Origin of the sequence: Micropruina sp. (assembly GCF_047606665.1) — a bacterium.
Classification (GTDB): Bacteria; Actinomycetota; Actinomycetes; order Propionibacteriales; family Propionibacteriaceae; genus Micropruina.
On sequence record NZ_JASGEF010000036.1, the window covers coordinates 25838 to 43483 of the forward strand.

17 protein-coding genes and 3 tRNA genes are annotated in these 17646 nt (G+C 68.9%); 9 read left to right on the forward strand and 11 right to left on the reverse strand.

Annotation, left to right across the window (positions count from 1 at the left end):
• Window positions 1-69: 69 nt before the first annotated feature.
• The 5 genes from QM619_RS08090 to QM619_RS08110 all read left to right on the forward strand — a co-directional run bounded on the left by QM619_RS08090 (window position 70) and on the right by QM619_RS08110 (window position 2882).
• A tRNA-Glu gene (locus QM619_RS08090) sits at window positions 70-145 on the forward strand.
• A 304-nt stretch (window positions 146-449) separates the two neighbouring features.
• Window positions 450-523 (forward strand) — tRNA-Asp (locus QM619_RS08095).
• 22 nt (window positions 524-545) lie between these two features.
• A tRNA-Phe gene (locus tag QM619_RS08100) sits at window positions 546-619 on the forward strand.
• Window positions 620-732: 113 nt separating this feature from the next.
• A complete protein-coding gene (locus QM619_RS08105; RefSeq protein WP_415106569.1) occupies window positions 733-2223 on the forward strand; it encodes a sensor histidine kinase in 1491 nt (496 codons plus the stop codon).
• Window positions 2220-2882, forward strand: a complete 663-nt coding sequence (locus tag QM619_RS08110) for a response regulator transcription factor (protein ID WP_415106572.1) — start codon at window positions 2220-2222, stop codon at window positions 2880-2882. The genes QM619_RS08105 and QM619_RS08110 overlap by 4 nt, the downstream gene beginning before the upstream one ends.
• Before the next feature lie 263 nt (window positions 2883-3145).
• On the opposite strand, the gene QM619_RS08115 is transcribed toward QM619_RS08110, so the two are convergent.
• Together QM619_RS08115 and QM619_RS08120 are read right to left on the reverse strand one after the other, a co-directional pair.
• Window positions 3146-3484 (reverse strand): hypothetical protein, encoded by a 339-nt coding sequence (locus QM619_RS08115; RefSeq protein WP_415106575.1) that lies wholly within the window; start codon window positions 3482-3484, stop codon window positions 3146-3148.
• Between the two features lie 124 nt (window positions 3485-3608).
• Window positions 3609-4784 carry a phosphotransferase gene (locus QM619_RS08120; protein WP_415106578.1) on the reverse strand — a complete coding sequence of 392 codons (1176 nt, stop codon included), beginning with the start codon at window positions 4782-4784 and terminating at the stop codon, window positions 3609-3611.
• Between the two features lie 167 nt (window positions 4785-4951).
• Between QM619_RS08120 and QM619_RS08125 the strand changes: the two genes are divergently transcribed.
• Window positions 4952-5242 (forward strand): hypothetical protein, encoded by a 291-nt coding sequence (locus QM619_RS08125; RefSeq protein WP_415106581.1) that lies wholly within the window; start codon window positions 4952-4954, stop codon window positions 5240-5242.
• A 186-nt stretch (window positions 5243-5428) separates the two neighbouring features.
• Here QM619_RS08125 and QM619_RS08130 read toward each other — a convergent pair whose 3' ends face one another.
• The gene (locus QM619_RS08130; protein ID WP_415106584.1) at window positions 5429-6115 is read right to left on the reverse strand and encodes a cyclase family protein; all 687 of its coding nucleotides are present in this window, start codon (window positions 6113-6115) and stop codon (window positions 5429-5431) included.
• 135 nt (window positions 6116-6250) lie between these two features.
• On the opposite strand from QM619_RS08130, the gene QM619_RS08135 reads away from it, so the two are divergent.
• Window positions 6251-6994: a fructosamine kinase family protein gene (locus tag QM619_RS08135; protein WP_415106587.1), complete on the forward strand. Its 744-nt coding sequence runs from the start codon at window positions 6251-6253 to the stop codon at window positions 6992-6994.
• Window positions 6995-7042: 48 nt separating this feature from the next.
• Here the strand turns inward: QM619_RS08135 and QM619_RS08140 are convergent, their stop codons facing one another.
• From QM619_RS08140 to purL, 5 genes are all read right to left on the reverse strand, one after another.
• Complete coding sequence (locus QM619_RS08140; protein ID WP_415106589.1) at window positions 7043-7270, reverse strand: DUF3073 domain-containing protein; 228 nt, start codon at window positions 7268-7270, stop codon at window positions 7043-7045.
• A gap of 103 nt (window positions 7271-7373) precedes the next feature.
• Window positions 7374-8447 (reverse strand): phosphoribosylformylglycinamidine cyclo-ligase, encoded by a 1074-nt coding sequence (gene purM / locus QM619_RS08145; RefSeq protein WP_415106592.1) that lies wholly within the window; start codon window positions 8445-8447, stop codon window positions 7374-7376.
• Complete coding sequence (gene purF, locus QM619_RS08150; protein WP_415106595.1) at window positions 8444-9931, reverse strand: amidophosphoribosyltransferase; 1488 nt, start codon at window positions 9929-9931, stop codon at window positions 8444-8446. Before purF ends, purM begins: the two co-directional genes overlap by 4 nt.
• Window positions 9932-10008: 77 nt before the next feature.
• Entirely contained in the window at window positions 10009-11490 is a 1482-nt protein-coding gene (locus tag QM619_RS08155) for a DUF4870 domain-containing protein (RefSeq protein ID WP_415106598.1), read from the reverse strand.
• A 179-nt stretch (window positions 11491-11669) separates the two neighbouring features.
• On the reverse strand, window positions 11670-13928 hold the full coding sequence (gene purL, locus QM619_RS08160) for a phosphoribosylformylglycinamidine synthase subunit PurL (protein ID WP_415106601.1): 2259 nt from the start codon (window positions 13926-13928) through the stop codon (window positions 11670-11672).
• 125 nt (window positions 13929-14053) lie between these two features.
• Here purL and QM619_RS08165 point away from each other — a divergent pair, with 125 nt between their 5' ends.
• Window positions 14054-14983: a BadF/BadG/BcrA/BcrD ATPase family protein gene (locus QM619_RS08165; protein ID WP_415106716.1), complete on the forward strand. Its 930-nt coding sequence runs from the start codon at window positions 14054-14056 to the stop codon at window positions 14981-14983.
• A 147-nt stretch (window positions 14984-15130) separates the two neighbouring features.
• Window positions 15131-15397, forward strand: a complete 267-nt coding sequence (locus QM619_RS08170) for a hypothetical protein (RefSeq protein WP_415106604.1) — start codon at window positions 15131-15133, stop codon at window positions 15395-15397.
• Window positions 15398-15514: 117 nt separating this feature from the next.
• Here QM619_RS08170 and purQ read toward each other — a convergent pair whose 3' ends face one another.
• The 3 genes from purQ to QM619_RS08185 form a co-directional block, all read right to left on the reverse strand.
• Window positions 15515-16195, reverse strand: coding sequence for a phosphoribosylformylglycinamidine synthase subunit PurQ (gene purQ, locus QM619_RS08175; RefSeq protein ID WP_415106606.1), 681 nt, complete (start codon window positions 16193-16195; stop codon window positions 15515-15517).
• Window positions 16192-16434: a phosphoribosylformylglycinamidine synthase subunit PurS gene (purS, locus tag QM619_RS08180; protein ID WP_415106609.1), complete on the reverse strand. Its 243-nt coding sequence runs from the start codon at window positions 16432-16434 to the stop codon at window positions 16192-16194. Before purS ends, purQ begins: the two co-directional genes overlap by 4 nt.
• A gap of 106 nt (window positions 16435-16540) precedes the next feature.
• Window positions 16541-17596, reverse strand: coding sequence for an endonuclease/exonuclease/phosphatase family protein (locus QM619_RS08185; RefSeq protein WP_415106612.1), 1056 nt, complete (start codon window positions 17594-17596; stop codon window positions 16541-16543).
• Window positions 17597-17646: the final 50 nt, after the last annotated feature.

Genomic DNA, 17646 nt, shown 5'->3' on the forward strand with positions numbered 1-17646 from the left:
TGGCTGGCATCGCCGGCCAGCGGCAGGTTTGGGTGCACGATCCCTGGACCGGTATGGTTCTTCGGTCAGGTCCCCATCGTCTAGCGGCCTAGGACACCGCCCTTTCAAGGCGGCAGCGCGGGTTCGAATCCCGTTGGGGATGCCAACCAAGAGGTCGCCGACTGCGTCCGGTCGAGGTCTTGAAGTAGCTCCTCTTCAGCGCCCGCGCGGGACCTTCCTTCGCAGTAGAGAAGAAGTCGCTCTCCGAGGCCGACGACCCGATCTTCTTGCGCAAGAGCGCGAGCGTGCAGCACAGGTCGGACCCTCCCACGCCGCCGCCGAGGCACCACGGGTCCAGCACCGCGAGACGTCGACCCTCACACCCGGAGCGCGCACCTCGATTTCGACGGCACGGCTAGGGGCTGTTATAGTTTCGGGGCCGGTCGGGAACGACCGGTGAGGCCTGTAAAGGCCCCGTGGCGCAGTTGGTTAGCGCGCCGCCCTGTCACGGCGGAGGTCGCGGGTTCGAGTCCCGTCGGGGTCGCTTGAGCGAATCATCGCTCAGGGGCCAGGTAGCTCAGCTGGTAGCAGCGTTCGCCTGAAAAGTGAAAGGTCACCGGTTCGATCCCGGTCCTGGCCACATCCGACGCCCCGGGGAAACCCGGGGCGTTTCGCGTTCTCACCTCGCTCCGATGAGAGCACTCTCACCCGCCGCTCACCAGCGGCTCCGGACGCCTTTGGCACAATGTGGCAATGGCCTCCCCGACGCAGTCCGCGCGTCTCCTCGGCCGGTTTCCCTGGCTCGCAACGGTGCGGGCCCGTGTCATCGCGGCGGTGCTCGCGCTCGCCGCACTGGCTTTGACCATCGCCGGACTGACCGCCTACAGCCTGGAACTGGCAATGACCGAGCGGCGGGTCGAGGGTTATCTGCAGCGGTCGGTGGACGAGTTCCGGGTGCTGGCCTGCGGCAACAGCGCGGACTGCTCGCCGGGGATCGACCCGACCACCGGGCGTCCGTTCACCAGCCCGGACGACCTGATCCGGGTCGCCATGCAGCGTCAGGTGCTGGCCGCGAACGAGAGCGAACTGGGGATAGTTGCCGGCAAGGTGGTCTGGACGGCGCCCGAAGGCATCGCGTTCCGCCCAGAACGGGATCCTGATTTCGTGAACGCCGTCCTGCCGCTCAGCCAACTCGACCACGTCACCCGCGGACGCTTGGCGACCCCGCTCGCCGACTACTCCTACGCGGTCACCCCGGTCCGCTTCCCGAACGCCCACGGCGCCCTCGTCCAGACCTTCGACATGCGCGCCGAGCATGCCGTGCTGCGCGCCACCTACGGCACGTATGCCCTGGTCGCGGTGGGGTCGCTGGCCGTGGTCGGCTTTGTGATCTGGCTTCTGGTCGGACGCCTGCTGCAGCCCATCCGGTTGCTGCGGACCACCGCCGAGGACATCACCGAGCACGACCTGACCCGGCGGATCCCCGTCCACGGCAACGACGACCTGTCGGCCCTCACCCGCACGGTCAACGCCATGCTCGACCGGCTCGACGCCGCGATGGGCAGCCAGCGCCAGCTGCTCGACGACGTCGGCCACGAGCTCCGGACGCCGGTCACCATCGTCCGCGGCCACTTGGAATTGATGGACGCCGACGACTCCGACGATGTCCGAGCCACCCGCGTCCTCTCGCTGGACGAACTAGACCGGATGGGACGCCTGGTCGATGACCTGCTCACCCTGGCCAAGGCCGAACGCAGCGACTTCATTCAGCCCCACCTCACCGACATCGGACGCCTCACCGACGAGACCCTGGAGAAGGCGCGCGGGCTGGCGCCGCGTCGATGGTTGCTGGACGACCTGGTCGATGTCGAGGCGGTCCTCGACCCGCAGCGGGTCACCCAGGCGTGGTTGCAGCTGGCCTCCAACGCCGTCAAGTACTCCCCGCCCGAGGCCCCGATCGCGCTCGGCAGCGCCGTCCGCGGCAACGAGCTGTGGCTATGGGTCCGCGACCGCGGCGTCGGCATCTCGCCGGAGGACCGCGAACTGGTGCTGTCCCGGTTCGGACGCGGCGCCAACGCCCCGCTGCGTGCCGACGGCGCCGGGCTCGGCCTGGCAATCGTCGACAAGATCGTCACCGCCCACGGCGGCCGGGTCGACATCGAGTCGATCCTCGGCGAAGGCAGCACCATCGCGCTCGTACTCCCCCTGCAACCCGTCGCACCCACCTTGGAGGCAGTCCCGTGAGCCAGATCCTGATCATCGAGGACGAACCCCGCATCGCCGCCTTCGTCGCGAAGGGGCTGCGCGCGGCCGGTTACAGCACGCACATCGAGGGCACCGGCATCGTCGGCGCCCAGTTCGCCGTCTCGGGCGACTTCGACCTGGTCATCCTGGACGTGGGACTGCCGGACATCGACGGCTTCGAGGTGCTCGACCGGCTGCGCGGCCAGGGCGTCACGATCCCGGTGATCATGCTGACCGCGCGATCGTCGGTCACCGACACGGTTGCCGGCCTCGAGGGCGGTGCGGACGACTACATGGCCAAGCCGTTCAGCTTCGAGGAGCTGCTCGCCCGGGTTCGGCTGCGGCTGCGCGCCGACCAGAGCACCGCGGCGTCCCCCACCACCCTCACCCATCGCGATCTCAGCCTCGATCTGCGCACCCGGCGCGCCACGGTGGACGGCCGCGAGGTGGACCTGTCGGCCCGCGAGTTCACTCTCGCCGAGGCCTTCCTGACCAACCCTGGCCAGGTGCTCAGCCGGGAGCAGCTGCTCTCCAGCGTCTGGGGTTACGACTTCGACCCCGGCTCGAACGTGGTGGACGTCTACGTCCGCTACCTGCGCCGCAAGCTGGGCGCGGAACGGTTCGAGACCGTGCGCGGCATGGGCTACCGGCTGGTCTGAGCCGGACGCCCGGCCGACCCATTGGCCAGGGTCTGGACAGGCCTCGCTAGGAACCGCTGATCATTCGCGTCATCCCGTGCTCCGACACGGGATCTCAGGCGGGAGAGATCCCGGATCGAGTCCGGGATGACGATGGAGGGGCTGACACGTGAATCCACGATTCACATCCACCCGTGGACGCGAACGCCAGGCCCATCCCGTCTTGATCAGCGCATCGCTAGCGCGTTCGGGCCGACTATGGAGGGGCTCGAATCAGCGCATCGCTAGGGCGTCCGGGCCGACGGTGGGCTCTTGGGCGTCCGGGGCGACGGAGCGCTGTTGGACGTCTCGTTGAGCGACTTCGGCTTGGCGAGCGGCACCTGCTTGGTGGTGCGATCGCCGTCCACTGTTGCCGTGCTGGTCTCGGTGCTCGTGGACTTCAGGGGCGACGCCTTTGCGCTGGGCTGTTTGCTTGGCACGGCCTGCGTCGGAGCGCTCAGCACCACCGCCGGTCCGGCCTGTTGGCTGGTGGGGCCGCTGCGGGCGCAACCCGCGGTGCCGAGCACCGCCAGACCGATGGCGCCGCTGACCAGCCAGCGCCCGCCACGGTTCGAGGTATCCATGGACCTCATTCCACCCGTCGCCGATGAGCCCGGCGAGAAGCACAGATGAGGGACCTCTCATCGACGTCGACGAGCCGTTCCGGATCGGCGGCGGGACGGGGTCCGGCAACCACACCGGACGCGGTCAGCTGAGCGCCTGCCGTGCCCGGACCAGCCAGGCGCGGGTCAGGTCGAGCCGGGCGAGCGCGGTCGGGACGTCGGCACCCGAGACCAGGCTGAGGATGACGGCGGCGGTCCTGGCCCGCAGCGAGGCCGGATGCACCAGCCGTTCGAACTCGGTGCGCCAGGACTCGACCACCTCCGCCACTCGCGGATAGTGCTCCGGCGACAGGTTCGGCAGCACCGCGACATGCCCGAGCAGGCAGGCCAGATCGTCGTCACGGCGTCCGGGACCGAGCGAGTCGAGATCGATCACCGACGTGGCCCGGCCGTCCACCGTGAAGATGTTGGCCTCGTAGTAATCGCCGTGGGTCGGCACGATCGGTCCGGACGGCGCCAGCGCCAGCAGCCGGGTGATCTCTCCCGACAGCGCATGGATCTCGTCGGCCTGGTCGGGCAAGACGACGGCCGCCCCCGCGCCGTGGAAGTCGATCCGATCGCTCCACGATTCCCGCCGTGGGAATCGGACGGCGGCAGCCGGCAGGGCGTCCAGCAGGGCGACCAGCGACGCCGCAGACGGCAGGCGCTCCGGCTCGTCGGCCCAGGCCACCAGGGCGTGCGCCAGCGAGATGCCGTCGGCCACGGCACTGACCACCACACCGGGCTGGGGTTCGGCGATGATCGCCGGCGCGATGCCGACCTGATGCAATAGCCGCTGCCGTCTGGCCAGCCCGGACGCCTTGTCCGACCGCAGCACCTTGACGAACGCCGGGCGCTCGCCGCGGGCGGCCAGGACGGCCCGGCGCAGCGGCCGGTAGGCCAGCATCTCCAACTCGACAGGGGCACCCAGCCAGCCGGCCACCACGTCAGAATCGCAAGCGGCCGGCAGACCGGGCAGCCGCGGATCAGCCGGATGCCGCCAGGCCCGTACCACCAGATCGTTATGCACCAGGGTGGCGACACCGTCGGTCACCTCGACCGTGGTCAGCCCCAGCCACTCTTCGGTGGGCTGCTGCGGGGACGGCAGGTCGTACCAGACCTGGTAGATGGCGCTGACGTCGGCACCGGGCCGGTGATGGACGCGGTCGAGTTCGAACCGGAAACCGGGCAACTCGACCCCCGGCTCGCCGGTGAGTGCCAACTGCAGCACCGAACCGGCCTCCGGCGAGGTCATCAGGGTCATTGCCCGATCGATCGTCACGAGCTCCTCCTCGAACTGCCCCAAGCATGCCCGATGCCGCAGCTCCTCACTCACCCCTTCTACCCGGAGATGCTTGTCAACACGAGATGTCTGCACTCAATCGGATCGGCCGCCGTCACTGGGCGAGCGACCCGCTGTCGAGTGCAGACATTTCATGGCGTCAGTCGTTGCTGTCAGCCGACGGGGCGCTCTTCGGCGAGTTGGGCGTCGTCGGCGACACCGGAGACGTCGGCGACACCGCGGAGACCGGCGACGTGGCCGACACCGGTGTCTGCGGCGAGACCGGTGTCTTCGCGGTGACAGCGGTGCGCGGCGACGCCGGCGTGTTCGCGGTCGCGGCCGACGGCGCGGTGTACGCCTTCGGGGCGGCGGCATGCGTCTCCGCACCTGTCCCGACCCGGTCGCCGGCGACCGCGGCGGCCGCAATCCCCCGGCCGGCCGGTGCCGCCGCGCTCTGATCGGCGAACGCGAAAGCGGCACTGGCCATCACGCTCAGGCCGAGCGCGCCGGTCGCCACCCATGCGGTGGTCGTCTTCTGAAGCTTCATCATGATCTCGTTCCTCTCCTCGATTGCTTGTCATTCACTCAATCAAGCGGTCGTGAGGAGTCCCGGAGATCACGATGAGAGCGACCTCATCTACGGGTCAGTCGGCGAGTTTCGCCATCACATTGACCTGGGCGCCGTCGACGCCACGAACCCGCAGCGGGCCGAGAGTGACGAATTCGATCGTCTTATCGCCCAACGGCGCCAGCGTCATGTCCTCGATGCCGACGATGTAGCGATCGACATGGTTGCCCAGCAGCCACTGGTGGGCGTCCTTGCCGTAGCCGTTGGAGGGGCTGGCGATCGACAGCCAGTCCATGCCGATGCACTGCACCTTGTCGGTGTTCTCGATCAGCCATCGGCAGGTGTCCGGGTGGAACGACAGACCCTCGTACTCGTAGGTGTGCGGGTCGCTGAATTTGTTCACCTCGAAGCCGGTCCGGAACAGCACCAGCCGCTTGCCCTGCAGTTGCTCGGCGTACGGCTCGACGTCGGAGACCTCGATCACCGCCTTCGGCTTGTTCTTCTCGGGCAGGTCGAGCACCAGGACCTCGTCACCCTCGTAGCCCCAGATCTCGTCGGGCAGATCGATCATGTCGATGCCGTCGGGATTGAAGTGGTGCGGGGCGTCCATGTGGGTGCCGAAGTGGTTGGGCAGATGGATGATCGCCGAGTTGAACGGCTTGCCGGTCTCGCTGATCACCGAGTCGGGCTCGGTGGCCACCACGGGCTCACCCGGGTAGGCGTTGTCGTTGGGATCCAGGATGTGTGACAGATGGACGAACACGGTCTGCTCCTTTGCATCACGAGGCGGTCTCCGCCGCCCATTGTCCAGGAGCCTAATGCCGCTCCGGGCGGCCACAATAGGGTCGCCTTCCATCGGTGGTCGCCCAAAGAAGCCGCCTTCCCTAGGCTTCCGGTCATGCCGCCGACCTTCCGCAAGACGCGTCCGGACGCCCCCGAGCACTTCTTCGCCGCCGAGGCTGCCGGCTTGCGCTGGCTGACCGTGCCGGACGGGGTGGCGATCGCCGGCGTCCACGCGGTGACCCGGACCTCGCTGACCATCGACCGGGTCGCCGCCGGCACGCCGTCCCCGCAGGCCGCGGAGGAGTTCGGACGCCGGCTCGCCGTCACCCACGACGCCGGGGCGTCCTTCTTCGGGGTCGGGCCGGACGCCGGTCCAGGCGTCGGCTGGATCGGCGACGCGTCGCTGTCGCTGCGCACCGCAGCGCCGGCGTCCTGGGGCGCCTGGTATGCCGAGGACCGGCTGCTGTTCCATGCCCGCCGAGCCAACCTGGCCGATCCGGCGCTCGACCGGGTAGTCGAACGGCTGGCCGATGGCGACTTCGACGACGACGCACCGCCCGCGCGGCTGCACGGCGATCTGTGGTCCGGCAACGTGCTCTGGTCACCGCACGGCGTGGTGCTGATCGACCCGGCCGCCCACGGCGGCCATCGGCTCACCGACCTGGCGATGCTGGCTCTGTTCGGGACGCCTTACCTGGCCCGCATTCAGGCCAGCTATGCGGAGGCGTCCCGATGGCTACCGGACGGCTGGCCCGACCTGATCGGATTGCATCAATTGCACCCGCTGCTGGTCCATGCCGAGTTGTTCGGCGGCGGCTACCGGATACAGGCCGTGAAGACCGCCCGTCGCTATCGCTGACCGGGTTCGGTCAGCGGCAGACACCGTGCTCGGCGGTGCGACGATGCCTCAGCCGAAACGCCGGGCATCGCCCTCGTCGTCGGCATAGCGGCTAGCCAACTCTGCGTAGGGATCGTCTTCGTCGTCGTCCTCATCGTCTACGGCGTTCCCGGTGGGTTCGCTGTAGTGGCCACCGCGCAGTTCGCGCTCCAGTGACGCGAAGTCGGTGTCGTACGAACGGTACTTGAGATCGCGAGCAACTCGTGTTTGCTTCGCCTTGGCACGGCCGCGCCCCATATGGGTCAGCCCCCTCGCAGGTCACAGCGGCGTTGCCGCTTATTCGTCAGAAATGTGTCGTGAGCACAGGGTACCCAATCACCCCCACCCAGCAAAGCGGACCTCACCGAGCGGGATGGTCCCCCAGGAGGGTCACCGAGGCCGGCTCGCCGGCGTCCGGACGGGTCTCGCCGAGCACCCAAGACGGCACGCCGTGGGCGTCCAGCAGCGACCGTGCGGCATCCACCGAGGACGCCGGCAGAACGACCGCCATGCCGACGCCCATATTCAACGTCGCCTCGATGTCGGGCTGCGAAATTCCGCCGACCCGCTGCACCGTCTGGAAGACGGCTGGCGGCGTCCAGGAGCCGCGGTCGAGCCGGGCTGCGACGCCGTCCGGGAGCACCCGGACCAGGTTGTTGGCCAGTCCGCCGCCGGTGACATGGCTGATCGCATGCACCTCGCAGGCCGCGATCAGGGCCAGGATGTCCCTGGCGTACACCCGGGTCGGGGTGAGCAGTTCCTCGCCCAGCGTCTTGCCGAAATCGTCGACGTACCGCTCCAGCGCCCAGCCGGCGTCGGTCAGCAGCACCTTACGGACCAGTGAAAAGCCGTTGGAATGCAGTCCGGACGACGCCAGGCCCAGCACCACGTCGCCGGCCCGGACCCGGTCGGGGCCGAGGATCTCGTCGCGTTCGACGACGCCGGTGGTGGCGCCGGCGATGTCGTACTCGTCGGGGTGCAGCAGCCCGGGATGTTCGGCGGTCTCGCCGCCCAGCAGCGCCGCACCGGCGGCCGCACAAGCCTCGGCGATGCCCTTGACGATGGCCGCGATCCGCTCGGGGACGACCCGGCCGCAGGCAATGTAATCGGTGACGAACAGCGGCTCGGCGCCGGTCACCACCAAGTCGTCGACCAACATCCCGATCAGGTCCCAGCCGACCGTGTCGTGGACGTCCAGGGCCTGCGCGATGGCGACCTTGGTGCCGACGCCGTCGGTGGACGTGGCCAGCACCGGATGCCGGTAGCCCTTCAGTGCGGACGCGTCGAAGAAGCCGGCGAAGCCGCCCAAGCCGCCCAGCACCTCGGGACGCCGGGTGGCCACCACGTGAGCCTTCATCAACTCCACGGCGCGGTCGCCAGCCTCGATGTCGACCCCTGCCGCCGCGTACGCCGACGTCCGATCTGCTCCGCTCACGCGGTCCTCCCCCGCTCGGATCCCACCTGTTCCAGCCGCATCTTCTCGGCACGCCCCGCCGGCACCTCGACCGGGTACACCCCGTCGAAACAGGCCCGGCACAAAGTCTTCTTGGCCAGCCCGGTGGACGCCACCAGCCCCTCCAGACTGATGTAGCCCAGCGAGTCGGCACCGATCGAGCGGCAGATCTCGTCGGTGCTCAGACCCGGCGCGATCAGCTCGGCGCGGGTGGCGAAGTCGATGCCGTAGAAGCACGGCCACTGCACCGGCGGGGACGAGATCCGGACGTGCACCTCGGCCGCGCCGGCCTCGCGGAGCATCTTCACCAGGGCGCGCTGGGTATTTCCGCGGACGATCGAGTCGTCCACCACCACCAGCCGCTTGCCCTCGATGACGTCACGTATCGGGTTGAGCTTGAGCCGGATGCCAAGCTGACGGATGGTCTGCGACGGCTGAATGAAGGTGCGACCCACGTAGGCGTTGCGGGTCAGGCCGAGGCCGTAGGGGATGCCGGAGGCGTCCGCGTACCCGATCGCGGCCGGGATGCCGGATTCCGGCGTCGGGATCACCAGGTCGGCGTCCGCCGGCGCCTCCAGGGCGAGGGTGCGGCCGATCTCGACCCGCACCGAGTGGACGCGGCGATTGCTGATCTGGGTGTCGGGCCTCGCCAGGTAGACGTACTCGAACAGACAGCCCTTGGGGTCGGCGTCCGCGAACCGGGTCGACCGCAGGCCGCCCTCATCGATGGTGATCAACTCACCCGGCTCGACCTCGCGGATGAAGGTGGCGCCGACGATATCCAGTCCGGCGGTCTCGCTGGAGACTACCCAGCCGTTCGCCAGGCGTCCGAGAACCAGGGGACGAATGCCCTGCGGGTCGCGGGCGGCGTACATCGCGTGCTCGTCCATGAACACGAAGCAGAACGCGCCGCGCAGCCGGGGCAGCACCTCCAGCGCCGCACCGTGCACACCCAGGTGCGAATAGGTGGCCATGATCGCCGTCACCAGCGCGGTGTCGCTGGTGGAATCCATCCGGTCCTTGTGCGGCACCTGCTGGCTGGCGTCCCGATCCTTCAGCCACTCTTCGAGCTCGTCGGTGTTGGTCAGGTTGCCGTTGTGCGCCAGGGCGAGTCCGCCGGACGCGGTGGCCCGGAAGGTCGGCTGAGCGTTGCTCCAGACGCTGGCTCCGGTGGTCGAGTAGCGGCACTGGCCGATCGCCAGGTGCCCGTCCAGCGAGTTCAGGGTGGGTTCATCGAAGACCTGGGAGACCAGGCCCATGTCCTTGAACACCATCATTCGCTCGCCATTGCTGACCGCAACACCGGCCGACTCCTGGCCGCGATGCTGCAGCGCGAAGAGCCCGAAGTAGCTGAGTTTGGCGACCTCTTCGCCCGGGGCCCACACACCGAAGACGCCGCAGGCGTCCTGGGGTCCCTTGTCCTGCGGGTCGAGATCGTGGGTCAGGCGACCGTCCGGACGAAGCACCCGCTCACTCTACCCCGACCGCCACCGAGCACGACGCCACTGAAGCCAGATCCAATCGCGGCCCGCGGAAGGGAGCGCTACTTGATGATCTTGATCGAGAACGGGTACTTGTACGGCCGGCCCTGGTTCTCGGCCACCGCACCCATGATCGAGAAGATCAGGCTGGCCAGGCCGACCAAGGGCCACAGGAACGCCCCGATCGCGATGCCGGTCAAGATGTAGCTGATGACGAAGCCGATCGCGATGGTGATCTGGAAGTTCAGCGCCTCGATCGCCGCCGCCCGGACGCGGGGACTCTTGGAACCCCTGGACGTCATCACGATGAGCGGGCCGAGCCAACCGAGCACACCGGCCGAGACCAGGGCGGCCGCCGGCCCGGACCAGTGCGCCGCGGTGGCCCAGGTCTTCTCCTCGGCCGGGCTGAGGCTGCTGTAGGGCTGCATGCCATAGCCGGGCTGCTGACCGTAACCATAAGGAGACTGCTGACCGTAACCGGGCTGGCCAAAACCGGGCTGGCCCGGTTGGCCATAGCCGGGCTGCGCGTAGGGGGCTTGCTGACCGTAGGGCGGCTGCTGGCCATAGGGCTGGCCCTGCGGATCGGCGTAGGGCTGCTGGGTCTGTCCGTACTCGGAGGGCTGGCCGAACACCGATTGGGGCTGGCCGTACGGCGCCGCGGACGACGCGGACGGGGCGCTGCCCGAGGTGCCGTAGCCCTGCCCGGCGGGTCCGGCCTGTCCGGGCGCCCCGTAGGGGCCGGACGGCGCCGAGGGTGCGGCACCGGGCGGGCCGTACGACTGCTGACCGTAGCCATAGGGCGCGGAGGGAGCGGACGGGGCGCTCCCGGTTCCGTACGACGACGGCTGACCGTAGCCGCCGTAGGACGCCGGCGCTCCGAAGCCGCTCGGCTGGCCGTAGCCGGACGACTGGCCGGGTTGCGCAGGCTGCCCGTACGGGCCGGGCTCCCCATACGAACCGGGCTGGCGATAGGGATTCGGCTGGCCGTAGCCACCCGGGTGCCCGTAGGGAGTCTGCTGCCCATAAGGCTGGACGGTCGGGCTCTGATCGAACGCGCCGCCGAGGCCGGGCGGGGTGGCACCCAGGTCGAACGCGCCGGGAGCCGCGGTCGGCAGATCGCCGGGCAGATCCAGCGACGAGCCGGTGGACGCCACCGTGGGCGGCGTCCGATCGCTGGCGGCGGTGTCGAAGTCCGTGCCGACCGGGGCCGGCGGCTCGTCCTGACCCAGATCGAAGGCGCGCCGGGCCGGCGATTCGGGCATGCCCTCGGCGGTCGCTTCACTCTCAACGACCTGCTCGCCGTCCGATTCTTCGGCAGCCGGGGCGGCTTCCTCGGCGGCTGGGGCGGGGTCGTCCAGGATCTCGGCGTCGACGATGTCCGGCAACTGCGACGACGGATCGGAGGCGCGCGGCTGGTCGAACTCACCCGTCGGCACGACCGGATCGGGCTGCGGCGACGACCAGGGTTGCGACTGGTCCTGCGGAGTCTCGACGGCACCGGTCGACTCACTCTCGACGGGACGCTCCCACGGGTTCTGGGTCATGGTGGCTGCTCACTGTTCTGACGGGAGGCACGGCGGGCGTACCCGGACCGCTCCATTCTTGCGCGCGGTCCCCCCACATGACAGCGGGGTCTACCCGGAAACCACCCCGTTGACCGGGCGTCCGAGGCCGGCCACTCGGTCGGACCCGAGTCGGCCTCGACACGCTCGACCAGCGAACGTCAGTGCGCCATGGCGTCGCGCAGCGGTGCCGCCCAGCGGGCACGGATCTCGTCCAGCGGCAGGGCGAACTGACCGACCACCTCGAACTCGGACAGTTCGGTCACCTCGCCGAGCCGCTGCAGCACGATGTCGTGCTGCGCGCACAGTTCGGCGAACTCGGCCGCCGACGAACCGGGCAGCGAGACCAGCACGCGTCCGGGCGTCTCGGCGAACAACTGTACGGTTGGGTCGCCGTCCGGCAGCGTGATCGCCACGCCCAGCCCGCGGCGCAGGCAGGACTCGACCAGCGCCTGGGAGAGTCCGCCGTCGGCCAGGTCATGGGCCGAGGTGAGCAGGCGCAGCTTCGCCGCCATCGCCAGCACCTTCGCCAGCCGCTGCTCGTGACCGAAATCCGGCACCGGGGGCATGCCGCCCAGGTGGCCGTCGTGGATCACACTGGCCCAGGTGGTCCCGGAGAGATGCTCGCCGGTCTCGCCCATCAGGAAGACCGCGTCGCCGGCGTAGCCGAAGCCGATGCCGATCCGGTCGGCGACATCGTCGATCACGCCGAGCACGCCGACCACCGGGGTCGGGATGATGTTGGTCTCGCCGGTCTGGTTGTAGAACGACACGTTGCCGCCGGTGACCGGGGTGCCGAGCGCGGTGCAGCCGTCGACCAGGCCGAGGATCGCCTCGGAGAACTGCCACATCACGCTCGGGTCCTCAGGCGAGCCGAAGTTCAGGCAGTCGGTGATGGCGACCGGCTCGGCGCCGGTCACCGCCACATTGCGGTAGGCCTCACAGAGCGCCAGCTGTGCGCCCAGGTATGGGTTCAGGTAGGCGAACCGGCCGTTGCAGTCGGTGGCCAGCGCGATGCCGAGCCCGCTCTCCTCGTCGATCCGGAGCATGCCGCCGTCCTCGGGCTGGGCCAGCACCGAGTTGCCCCGCACGTAGCGGTCGTACTGGTCGGTCACCCAGGACTTGTCGCACAGGTGCGGCGAACCGGCCAGCCGCAGCACGGTGTCGGCCAGTTCCTGCCCCGATCCTGACCGCGGCAGCGCCTCGGCGGCGTCGGCGTTGAGCGCGTCGATCCAGTCCGGACGGGCGTAGGGCCGCTCGTAGACCGGCCCCTCATGCGCGACGGTGGCCGGATCGACGTCGACAACGACCTCGCCGTCCCATTCGATGATCAGCCGGTCGCCGTCGGTGACCTCGCCGATCACGGTGGCCAGGACGTCCCATTTGGCGCAGATCTCCAGGAAGCGGTCCACATTGTGCGGCTCGACGACCGCCATCATCCGCTCCTGGGACTCGCTCATCAGGATCTCTTCGGGGGCCAGCGTGTGGTCGCGCAGCGGCACCGTGTTCAGGTTGACGTGCATGCCGCCGTCACCGGCGCTTGCCAGCTCGGACGTCGCACAGGACAACCCGGCCGCACCCAGATCCTGAATGCCGGAGATCAGGTTCTCGGCGAACAGCTCCAGGGTGCATTCGATCAGCAGCTTCTCCATGAACGGGTCGCCGACCTGGACGCTGGGGCGCTTCGCCGGGCCGTCCGCGTCGAAGGTCTCGGACGCCAGGATGGACGCCCCGCCGATGCCGTCGCCGCCGGTCGCCGCCCCATACAGGATCACCTTGTTGCCGGTGCCGCGGGCGAACGCCAGGTGCAGGTCGTCGTGCTTGAGCACGCCCACGCACAGCGCGTTGACCAGGGGATTTCCGTAGTAGGTGGGATCGAACACGACCTCGCCGCCGATATTCGGCAGACCCAGGCAGTTGCCGTAGCCGCCGACGCCGGCGACGATCCCGGGCAGCACCCGCGCCGTGTCAGGGGCGTCCAACGGACCGAAGCGGAGCGGGTCCATCACGCCGATCGGCCGGGCACCCATCGCCAGGATGTCGCGGACGATGCCACCGACGCCGGTGGCCGCACCCTGGTAGGGCTCCACGTAGGAGGGGTGGTTGTGCGACTCGATCTTGAAGGTGACCGCCCAGTCGCCGCCGATGTCGACCACACCGGCCTGCTCGCCGATGCCGGCCAGCAGCTTGCCGCGGGGGGTGTCCCGGCCGAGCTTGCCGAACTTCTTCAGGTGCACCTTGGACGATTTATACGAGCAGTGCTCCGACCACATCACCGAGTACATCGCCAACTCGCACGAGGAGGGCCGGCGTCCGAGGATCTCGCGGATCTTCAGGTACTCGTTCTCCCGCAGTCCCAGGGCGGCCCAAGGCTGCTCGAGATCGGGGGTTTCGGCGGCATGCGCAACGGTGTCGACCACGCCCACAAGCTACCGCCTCGAAGCCGTCCGGCGATGCGCGTCCCGAGCCCGGAAATGGGCACGTATCCGGCGTGGGCTGGCGTCGCAGGCCTAGAATTCGAGACCAGGAAAGGCGGGTGAGCGTCATGTCCGAGTCGGTGAACAGCGTGCTGGCGATCGACTGCACCAAGGACGGCACCGCGTGGAGCATCTCGGGTGCGAAGCCCGGCTTCACCGGAGGTTCCGGGCCGGGACTGGACGCCGGGCGTCCGATCGAACCCCAGCTGATCGACCTGGTCGGCGCGATTCTGGACGAGACCGGGCTGCGGCCACAGGCGTTCGCCTGTGGCGCCGCCGGCCTGCACCGTCCGGACGCCGACGCCGCGCTCGCCGGGCTGCGGGACACCTCGATCGAACAGGTCGTGCTGGCCGATCACGCCACCACCCGCTATCTCGGGGCGCTGGGCGACGCCGAGGGCGTGATGGTCGACTGCGGGACGAGCGTCGTCACGCTCGCGGTCGGCCCCGGCGAGATCGCCCGGGTGGACGGCTGGGGCTGGCTGATGGGCGGCTCCGGCTCGGCCTTCTGGATCGGCCGCAACGCCCTCGAGGCTGCGATGCGCGGCTACGACGGACGCCGCGAGTCGACCGTGCTGACCGACATGCTGCTGGACGACTTCGACGACCTCGAGCTCGCCTACATGGAGTTGGAGGCCGACCCCGACCGGGTGGCGCGGGTGGCGTCCTATGCCAGCCGGGTGGACGAGGCCGCGGTCACCGACCCGGTGGCCCGGAACATTCTGGACAAGGCCGCCGCCCACCTGTCCGAGTCGGTCGTGGCCGCGGCATACCGGGTCGACCTGGGACGCCACGAGCCGCCGACGGTGTGCGCACTGGGCACGACCTTCGAATCAGATCGGGTCCGGGCTCGGTTCGTCGACTTCCTGACCATGAACTGGCCGGCGTTCGAGTTGAGCACACCGCTGAGCGACGGTCTGCACGGCGCTCAGCGACTGGTATCGCTCGGCGACAGTCCGCTGTCGGCCCGGGTGTTCCGGGCCGATCGACACCGTTGATCTCTCGCCGGTCGAGACCTCCCGCTCTCCATGAGCTTCGACAAGCCCATCCCCACGCGCCCTCAATCCAGATTCGCCGAATCACGGCGCCGTCCGGTGACTCCGAGAGGTAGCAGAAGACCCACTGCATTCACGAAGGAGTCCACGATGACCAGTCCAGGATTCATGGCCAACCAGGCCGCCCAACAGGCGGCACAACAAGCGGCACAACAAGCGAGTTGGGCCGCTCAACAGGCGGCCCAGCAGGCCGCCGCCCACGCTCAGCGCGCCGCCCAGCAGGCGGCCGAGGCGTCCCGGAACGCCGCGTTCCACGCCAACGAGAACGCCCGACTCGCGGCAGCGAGCCGGGCAGGTATGCGTCCCCGCACCGGTGGGTCGCTCGGACGGAGGTTCCGGCCCTCGGGAAAGCGCTGAATAGCACACACCTACCGCTGGTTGAGCGTGTCGAAGCCCTCTGGTTCGCATCGCGTCGTTCGGGGTCTCGACAGGCTCGACCAGCGGAGAGACAGGCGCGTGGGGGTTGTCGCCGACTCAGCCGACCGCTGCGGCGAGGAAGCGCTCCAGGGAAGCGAAGAACGTCCGGCCGTCGAGGCTGGGCGAGGTGAGCTCTTCCATGTTGTGCTCGGGGTGCGGCATCAGGCCGACGATGTTGCCGCGGGCGTTGGTGATGCCGGCGATGTCGTTCATCGAGCCGTTCGGATTGCCTCTCAGGTAGCGGAAGACGACCTGGTTCTCGCCCTCGAGCCGAGCGATCGTGTCGGGATCGGCGACGAATCCGCCCTCGCCGTTCTTGAGCACGATGGTGATCTCCTGGCCTTTGGCGAAGGCGCAGCTCCAGACTGTGTCCACCGACTCGACACGCAGCTTCTGGTCGCGGCAGACGAAGGTGCGGACGTCGTTGCGGATCAGCGCGCCGGGCAGCAGATGCGACTCGCAGAGCACCTGGAAGCCGTTGCAGATGCCGAGCACCGGCAGGCCGCGGTTCGCCGCCGCTATCACCTCGGTCATGATCGGGCTGAACCGGGCGATGGCACCGCAGCGCAGGTAGTCGCCGTAGGAGAACCCGCCGGGCAGGATCACTGCTTGCACCCCTTGCAGCGACTCGTGCGCGTGCCATAACGCCACCGACTCGTGGCCGGCCAGCTTCACCGCGCGCTGCGCATCGTGGTCGTCGAGCGATCCGGGAAAGGTGACGACGCCGATCCGGCTCACTGCTCGACCCGGACGTCGAAGGCCTCGATCACGGTGTTGGCAAGCAGCTTCTCGGCCGCCTCGCGCACCTGGTCGAGGCGTTCGCCGGTGAGCTCGCCCTCGACGTCCACCTCGAACCGCTTGCCCTGCCGGACGGTCAGCCCCTCGAACCCGAGCCGCTTCAGGGCTCCGGTAACGGCCTTGCCCTGGGGGTCCAGGATCTCGGGCTTGGGCATCACATCCACGATCACGCGCGCCATGCGGCACACCCTATCGGTGCGCGCGACGACGTCCGAACCCCTTCCACGGGCCAACGGCGCGGTCCTCGACGCGGACATGTCACGACGGCTGCGGTGTTCGTCGGCATCAGTGCAGTCGGATGGTCGCCCGAACCATGTTGTGGTCGGACGGGATTACGCCGGCGAATTCCCCGTTCGACTTCAGGCTCAGCACCACCTTGTACTCGAGAACCCGGATCGCCGTCGAGGTCAGGATGTAGTCGATGTAGGCACCGAGGTCACTCCCCTCGCGCGAGGTCGGCCGGGCTTCGAAGTTGTTCAGGGTGTCGTACTTGGTGTTGATCAGCTTGTCCACGATGGCGTGGCTGGCCGACTTCATCAGGTGGCTGTTGCCCAGCGGGTCGATCACGAGTCCCGAGTTCATCAGCGCGTCGTAGACCTGGTTCGCCGAGCTGAGCTTCGTGGCCGCGAAGTCGCCTGTCATCACCACAGGAAGGTGGCCACGGTTCTTCGCCTTGATCTCCGCGACGATCATCGCGGCCTGCTTCGCGCGGACGGCGCGGGTGGCGCTGCTCTGGCCCGGCTCGACGTGGGTGTTGGCGAAGAAGAACTTTCGGCCGTCGGTCTTGTCCCGGAAGATCGCCCAGGCCAGGAACCGGGGACCCGAGGTGGCCTTCTCCTCGTCGAGTTGCTTCGAACCCTGGTCGATCAGGGCGAGCCGCCTGGTCTTGTAGACGATCCGGACGTCGGCCGAGGCGCCGTTGTTTACCTTCGTGCAGCGCTTGTAGGTGGTGCTCTTGGCGCAGCCGTAGCGATTGCTGTTGGTGAGCCTGTACGAGCTGCCCAACCGCTTGGTGAGGTCCTCGAACTGGGAGATCTTCTTGCCCACCAGCCGGCCGGGGGACGCTTCCTGCAGGGCGATCACGTCCACCTTCTCGGCCCTGATCTGGGAGACCACCTTGGCGCGGCGCTTCTCCCATCTCTTCTCTCGGCCGTTGATGCGGCTGACGCGCGAGCAGTTCGCGCAGCGGACGTTGAAACTGGCCACCCGCAACGACTCCGCGGCCGAGGACGCCGTTGCCTTGGCAGCGAGGTTGGGGGTGACGGACGGTGAGGCCGCGGGTCGGACGGTGGCGGCGCCGGCGATCGGCAAGGCACCGAACAGGGACAGCGATAGGGCCACCGGGAGGGCCACAGACCAGCGACGAAGAGTGGGGATGTGCATCACGAGGT

Coding starts and splice junctions, on each gene's coding strand:
- QM619_RS08140 (WP_415106589.1), bottom strand. CDS start 7,270: ATGGGGCGCGGCCGTGCCAAGGCGAAGCAAACACGAGTTGCTCGCGAT.
- QM619_RS08115 (WP_415106575.1), bottom strand. CDS start 3,484: ATGGATACCTCGAACCGTGGCGGGCGCTGGCTGGTCAGCGGCGCCATC.
- QM619_RS08165 (WP_415106716.1), top strand. CDS start 14,054: ATGTCCGAGTCGGTGAACAGCGTGCTGGCGATCGACTGCACCAAGGAC.
- QM619_RS08135 (WP_415106587.1), top strand. CDS start 6,251: ATGCCGCCGACCTTCCGCAAGACGCGTCCGGACGCCCCCGAGCACTTC.
- QM619_RS08170 (WP_415106604.1), top strand. CDS start 15,131: ATGACCAGTCCAGGATTCATGGCCAACCAGGCCGCCCAACAGGCGGCA.
- QM619_RS08105 (WP_415106569.1), top strand. CDS start 733: ATGGCCTCCCCGACGCAGTCCGCGCGTCTCCTCGGCCGGTTTCCCTGG.
- purS (WP_415106609.1), bottom strand. CDS start 16,434: ATGGCGCGCGTGATCGTGGATGTGATGCCCAAGCCCGAGATCCTGGAC.
- QM619_RS08155 (WP_415106598.1), bottom strand. CDS start 11,490: ATGACCCAGAACCCGTGGGAGCGTCCCGTCGAGAGTGAGTCGACCGGT.